The 5,681-nt window shown below is 69.0% G+C and carries 6 protein-coding genes and 1 pseudogene; 5 read left to right on the plus strand and 2 right to left on the minus strand.

Features of this window, described 5'->3' with window-relative positions:
- Positions 1-195 (minus strand): annotated as a pseudogene (locus VJ693_RS14915) (hypothetical protein); the annotation flags it as partial.
- Positions 196-534: 339 nt separating this feature from the next.
- Between VJ693_RS14915 and VJ693_RS14920 the strand changes: the two are divergent.
- The 5 genes from VJ693_RS14920 to VJ693_RS14940 all read left to right on the plus strand — a co-directional run bounded on the left by VJ693_RS14920 (position 535) and on the right by VJ693_RS14940 (position 5,182).
- Positions 535-1,794: an ABC transporter substrate-binding protein gene (locus VJ693_RS14920; RefSeq protein WP_324155331.1), complete on the plus strand. Its 1,260-nt coding sequence runs from the start codon at positions 535-537 to the stop codon at positions 1,792-1,794.
- 106 nt (positions 1,795-1,900) lie between these two features.
- On the plus strand, positions 1,901-2,770 hold the full coding sequence (locus VJ693_RS14925; RefSeq protein ID WP_324155333.1) for a branched-chain amino acid ABC transporter permease: 870 nt from the start codon (positions 1,901-1,903) through the stop codon (positions 2,768-2,770).
- 53 nt (positions 2,771-2,823) lie between these two features.
- Entirely contained in the window at positions 2,824-3,717 is an 894-nt protein-coding gene (locus VJ693_RS14930; RefSeq protein WP_324155340.1) for a branched-chain amino acid ABC transporter permease, read from the plus strand.
- Positions 3,714-4,463: an ABC transporter ATP-binding protein gene (locus VJ693_RS14935; RefSeq protein ID WP_324155334.1), complete on the plus strand. Its 750-nt coding sequence runs from the start codon at positions 3,714-3,716 to the stop codon at positions 4,461-4,463. Before VJ693_RS14930 ends, VJ693_RS14935 begins: the two co-directional genes overlap by 4 nt.
- On the plus strand, positions 4,460-5,182 hold the full coding sequence (locus tag VJ693_RS14940; RefSeq protein WP_324155336.1) for an ABC transporter ATP-binding protein: 723 nt from the start codon (positions 4,460-4,462) through the stop codon (positions 5,180-5,182). The genes VJ693_RS14935 and VJ693_RS14940 overlap by 4 nt, the downstream gene beginning before the upstream one ends.
- A 34-nt stretch (positions 5,183-5,216) precedes the next feature.
- On the opposite strand, the gene VJ693_RS14945 is transcribed toward VJ693_RS14940, so the two are convergent.
- Positions 5,217-5,681: MBL fold metallo-hydrolase (locus VJ693_RS14945; protein ID WP_324155338.1), on the minus strand; the 465-nt coding region annotated here is incomplete at its 5' end.

The raw sequence follows: 5,681 nt of genomic DNA on the forward strand, positions 1-5,681 counted from the left end.
CCGCAGCCGCTCGGCATCGGCCTGCTCGAATGAACTGCGCAGTGCCGCGGAGGCCTCGGCCGACAGCCGCGGCGGCAGGTAGCGCTGCTGCACGAACAGCACACCGCCGCCGCCGATGACGATGCCGACCAGCAGCAGCACCAGCCAGCGCGGCATGCGCCAGCGCGAGCGTCGCCTGCCATAGGGATCGAACACGACGGGTTTGGATCGTCCGAACATCTCGAACAGGGTCTTTCGCTGAATGGAGCGCGCAAGGGTAGCGCGGCTTCGCCAAGCCCCTGCAACACGATGTCTCCGCGGGCAGCAGCGACGGCGGCCTGCGGCCTGGCGCGGTTCCCGCGTGCGCGGCGGCGCAACTGTGCGATCTCGCGCCCCACTTCAGGACACTACTCTTGCGCGTCGCGCAAACGCCGACCTAGCATCGGCCCGTTCGATGGAGCCACCTTCTCCCGCTACCTCGATCTCACGGCGCCTCCACTGAGCACTGCGCCCCCGGCCCGTCCGGGGAACCCACGGATTCGCATAGGGGATACCATGAATGCTCCGAAGTCGCGGGATTTGCTGCCACGTCGTCGCGTGATCCAGGCCGCCGCCGGTGCCGGCCTGCTGCAGCTGGCACCACCGTTCATCATCCCGGCGCGAGCCGCCGACGCGGTTCGCATCGGGCTCGACAACCCGCTCACCGGCACCTACGCGGCGGTCGGCAAGAACGAGCTGATCGGCTGCCAGCTGGCCATCGAGCAGATCAACGCCAAGGGCGGCATCCTGGGGCGGCCGGCCGAGTTGCTGATCGAGGACTCCACCAGCGGCGACGCCGGCACCGCGGTGCAGAAGGCGCGCAAGCTGATCGAGCGCGACAAGGTCAACTTCCTGCTCGGCAACGTGAACTCGGCCCTCTCGCTGGCGATGGCGCAAGTGAGCAACGAGAAGGGCGTGCTGCACATCGTCCCCGGCGGGCACACCGACGCCGTGACCGGCGCGAGCTGCCACTGGAACGTCTTTCGCGTGTGCAACACCACGCAGATGGAAGCCAACGCGGTGACGCCGGCGCTGATCAAGAACGCGGGCAAGAAGTGGTACTACATCACCCCGGACTACGCGTTCGGGCACACGCTGCAGGCCGGCCTGGAAAAGGCCTGCACCAAGGCCGGCGGCAGCAAGGTCGGCGGCGACCTCACGCCTCTGGGCACGACCGACTTCTCCTCGTACCTCATCAAGGCGCAGGCCGCCGGTCCCGACGTGATCGTCTTCCTCACGCAGGGTGACGACATGATCAATGCGCTCAAGCAGGCCGTGCAGTTCGGCCTGGACAAGCGCTTCCACCTGGCCGGCGGACAGCAGGAGCTCGAGGCGCTGGAGGGCCTGCCGCCGGAAGCGCGCATCGGCACCTGGGTCTTCGAGTGGTACTGGAACCAACCGGGCGTGCCGCACGTGGCCGAGTTCGTCGAGGCGATCAAGAAGAAGACCGGCCGCGTGCCCACGGCGCGCACCTGGTTCGGCTTTGCGTCGACCTGGTCGTGCGCGCTTGCCGCGAACACCGCGAAGTCCCTCGAAGCGGTCAAGATGGCGAAGGCGCTGCAGGGCCTGAAGCTGCCGCCCGAGGTCGCGCTGATGCCCGACGGCGCGTTCTTCCGCGCCGGGCAGAACCAGCTCATCCCGAACCTCTACGTTGGCCAGGCGCAGGCCAAGGGCAGCGCACCCGACGACCTGTTCAAGGTGACGGAGGTCGTCAAGGGCATCGACGCGGCCGGCACGCTCGAGGAGACCGGCTGCAAGATGACCTGGCCGTCCTGAGCCGAGGTGTCTGCGATGCGCGACGTCGAGCCTGCGAGCCCGGCGCCGCGCGACAGCGCGCGCAACCGCTCCCCTTTTCGCGAGCCTTCGAAAGGCCACGCCGCCGATGACGCAACTGCTGCTGTTCAATGTCTTCAACGGCCTCATCGTCGGCGCGTTCTATGCGCTGATGGCGCTCGGCCTGTCGCTGATCCTCAACCTCAGCGGCGTGATCAACTTCGCCCACGGCGGCTTCCTCGCGATCGGCGCGTACCTCGCTTTCACGCTGATGCCCGCGATCGGCTTCTGGGGCGCCCTGCTCGTCGCGCCGCTGCTCACGGCCGCCATCGGCCTGGTGGTCGAGCGAGTCCTGATCCGGCGCCTGTACGGCCGCGATCCGCTGTACAGCCTGCTGCTGACCTTCGGGCTGGCCTACATCCTCGAAGACGGCACGCGCTACATCTGGGGCGCGCAAAGCCTTCCGTATCCGATCCCGGGCTGGCTGACGACGCCGCTGTCGCATGAATACTTCTTTCTCACCGGCTACCGCCTGTTCATGGTCGCGCTCGTCGCGGTCGCCGTCGGCGGGCTCTTCTTCATCCTCAACCGCACGCGCCTGGGCATGCGCATCCGCGCCGGCACGATGGACCTCGAGACGGTTTCGGTGCTCGGCGTCAACGTGGGCGTGCTGCGCAACCTGAACTTCGGCCTCGGCATCTACCTCGCCGGGCTGGCCGGCGTGCTGGCCGCGGGCATGCTCGGGCTGCAGCCGACGATCGGCACCTCGCTCATCATGCCGAGCTTCGTGGCGATCATCGTCGGCGGCCTCGGCAGCCTGCCGGGCACGCTGCTGGGCGGCCTGCTGATCGGCGTGGCCTCGGGCGTGACCACGGTGTTCTTCCCCTCGGCCACCGAGGCGGTGATGTACGTGATGATGGGCCTGGTGCTGCTGGTGCGCCCGCGCGGCCTGCTCGGCGAGGAAGGGAGGACGCAGTGAGGGCTCTCGACAAGCGCGTGGGGACGGCGGTGATCTGGCTCGTGCTCGCGACCATGCCGTACTGGCTCGAGGCGGTGGGCGGCTACACCGAGCTCGCCAGCCGCGTCGTGGTGCTCGGCCTGGCCGCCATGGCGTTGAACTTCCTGCTCGGCTTCACGGGCGTGCTGTCGTTCGGCCACGCGGCCTACTTCGGACTGGGCGCTTACGGCGCGGCAATGTCGCTCAAGTTCTTCGCACCGAGCACCGCGCTCGCGATCGCCATCGGCGTCGTGGTGGGCACCGTGGCCGCCGCCCTGATCGGCGCGCTGATCGTGAAGCTGCGCGGGGTGTATTTCGCGATGGTGACCATCGCCTTCGGACAGGTCTTCTACTTCATCGCGTTCCGCTGGAATTCGGTGACCGGCGGCGACGACGGCCTCACCGGCTGGCAGCGCCAGCCGCTGCACCTGGGCTTCACCGACATCGACATCCTCGGCAACGACAAGGCCTTCTACTACCTCGTGCTGGCCCTGTTCGCCGCGTCCGTCGGCCTGATGGCGCTGCTGCTGCGCTCGCCGCTCGGGCGCACCCTGATCGCGATCCGCGAGAACGAGCGGCGCGCGCGCTTCCTGGGCATTCCGGTGGAGCGGCACATCTGGCTGTCGTTCGTCATCTCCTGCGCCTTCGCCAGCCTCGCCGGCGCGCTCTACGCGCTGCTGAGCAACTTCACCGACCCGCGATCGCTGCACTGGAGCCTGTCGGGCAACTTCGTGATCATGGCGGTGCTGGGCGGCATGCGCTCGTTCTGGGGTCCGCTGGTGGGCGCGGCGATCTTCGTGGTGCTGCAGGACTACGTCTCCAGCCACACGCAGAACTGGATGTCGATCATCGGCCTGTTCTTCGTGCTCGTGGTGAGCTTCTTCCCGCGCGGGGTGCTGGGCATGATCAAGCGAAAGGTCGCGTCATGAGCCTGCTCGAGGTGCGCGACGTGACCCGCTGCTTCGGCAGCCTGCGCGCCGTCGACGGCGTGTCCCTGAACGTCGAGCCGGGCGAGCTGCGCGCGGTGATCGGGCCGAACGGCGCGGGCAAGACGACCTTCTTCAACCTGATCAGCGGCTTCTTTCCGCCCACCTCGGGGACGATCTCCTTCGACGGCCAGGACATCACCGCGTGGCCGGCCCACCGGCGCGTGGCCGGCGGCATGGCCCGCACCTTCCAGATCACCGAGATATTTCCCGAGCTGAGCGTGCGCGAGAACCTGCGCATTCCGATCGAGGTGGCCTCGGGCCTGCGCAAGCGGCCGTGGCTTTCGGCCGAGCAGGACGCGAAGATCCGCCAGCGCCTCGATGAGCTGCTGCGCATGGGCGGCCTGGGCGACAAGGCCGACCGCCTGGTGAGCGAGCTGCCGCACGGCGACCAGCGTGCCACCGAGATCATGATGTCGATCGCGCTGCGCCCGCGATTGCTGCTGCTGGACGAACCCACCGCAGGCATGGGCGACCAGGAGACCTACGACATCACCCGCCTGATCCGCCGGCTGCACCGCGACGAGAAGCTGAGCATCGTGCTCATCGAGCACGACATGCGCGTCATCTTCCATCTCGCCGACCGCATCATGGTGTTGGCCGAAGGCTCGGTGCTGGCCGAAGGCACGGCCGACGAGATCGCAAAGGACGAGCGGGTGCAGGCGGCCTACCTCGGGAAGACGCAATGAACGTGCTCGAAGCGCAAGGCCTGCACACCTTCTACGGCAAGAGCCACATCCTGCACGGCGTGGGGCTCACCGTGCGCGAAGGCGAGATCGTCACGCTGCTCGGTCGCAACGGGGCGGGCAAGACCACCACGCTGCGCAGCCTGATCGGGCTCACCCCGGCGCGTGAAGGGACGATCCGCGTGCTGGGCCAGGAGACGCAGGCCTGGTCGCCCTACCGTGTCGCGGCGCTCGGCGTCGGCTTCGTGCCCGAGGGGCGTCGCGTGTTCGCGAACCTGAGCGTCGACGAGAACCTGCGCGTGCCGCTGGAGCGCAGCGGCCCGTGGACGATCGGGCGCGTCTACGAGCTGTTTCCCCGGTTGCACGAGCGCAAGGCGAGCAAGGGACGCCAGCTGTCCGGCGGCGAGCAGGAGATGCTGGCGATCGCGCGCGCCTTGCTGCTCAACCCGCGCCTGCTGATGCTCGACGAACCGTCGCAGGGCCTCGCGCCGCTGATCGTGAAGCAGGTGTTCGAGGTCATCGTCGCGATGCGCAAGGAAGGCATGTCGGTGCTGCTGGTCGAGCAGAACGTGCGCGCCGCCGTCGAGATCGCCGACCGCGCCTACGTGCTCGACGATGGCCGCGTCGCCTACGAAGGGCCCGCGGCGGAGTTCGCGCAGGACGAGGAGCGCGTGCGCGCGCTTGCCGGCGCCAGCGCGCAACGCTGGGAAGCGGCCGACTGAAGGCGCCGGGCCGGCGGCGCGATGCCGGCGCCGCTCATCGGACGCCGGCTCGGCGTGGCGCGACGAGCCGCGTCTCTCCGACGGCGAGAACGAAGAAGTCGTCGGGCATGAGCCCGCGGCGACCCCGCTCGTCGGCCAGCACGCGCGGCGGCTCGTCCAGCGGCTCGTCGGTGAGCTCGAAGGTGCCCCAGTGCACGCCCAGCGAGCGCTTGGCACCGAGATCCTCGTGGATGCGCAGCGCCTCCTCGACGTTGACGTGCTGCGAGGCCATGAACCAGCGCGGCTCGTACGCGCCGATCGGCAGCAGCGCGATGTCGAAGCCGCCGCCGTGCACCTCGGCCTGGCGCGGCGCGAAGTGCTCGCGCATGTCGGCGAAGTCGCGCGAGTAGCCGGTGTCGCCGGCGTAGAAGAGGTGGCAGTCGTCGGCCAGCACCGCGAAGCCGCCCCACAGGGTGTTCATGCGGTCGTTCAGGCCGCGCCCCGACCAGTGCTGCGCCGG

Origin of the sequence: Ideonella sp., from assembly GCF_035254525.1 — a bacterium.
GTDB lineage: Bacteria > Pseudomonadota > Gammaproteobacteria > Burkholderiales > Burkholderiaceae_C > Ideonella.

What these genes read in the sequence shown, in the direction of transcription:
- VJ693_RS14920 (WP_324155331.1), top strand. Translation starts at nt 535, where the DNA reads ATGAATGCTCCGAAGTCGCGGGATTTGCTGCCACGTCGTCGCGTGATC.
- VJ693_RS14925 (WP_324155333.1), top strand. Translation starts at nt 1,901, where the DNA reads ATGACGCAACTGCTGCTGTTCAATGTCTTCAACGGCCTCATCGTCGGC.
- VJ693_RS14930 (WP_324155340.1), top strand. Translation starts at nt 2,824, where the DNA reads ATGCCGTACTGGCTCGAGGCGGTGGGCGGCTACACCGAGCTCGCCAGC.
- VJ693_RS14935 (WP_324155334.1), top strand. Translation starts at nt 3,714, where the DNA reads ATGAGCCTGCTCGAGGTGCGCGACGTGACCCGCTGCTTCGGCAGCCTG.
- VJ693_RS14940 (WP_324155336.1), top strand. Translation starts at nt 4,460, where the DNA reads ATGAACGTGCTCGAAGCGCAAGGCCTGCACACCTTCTACGGCAAGAGC.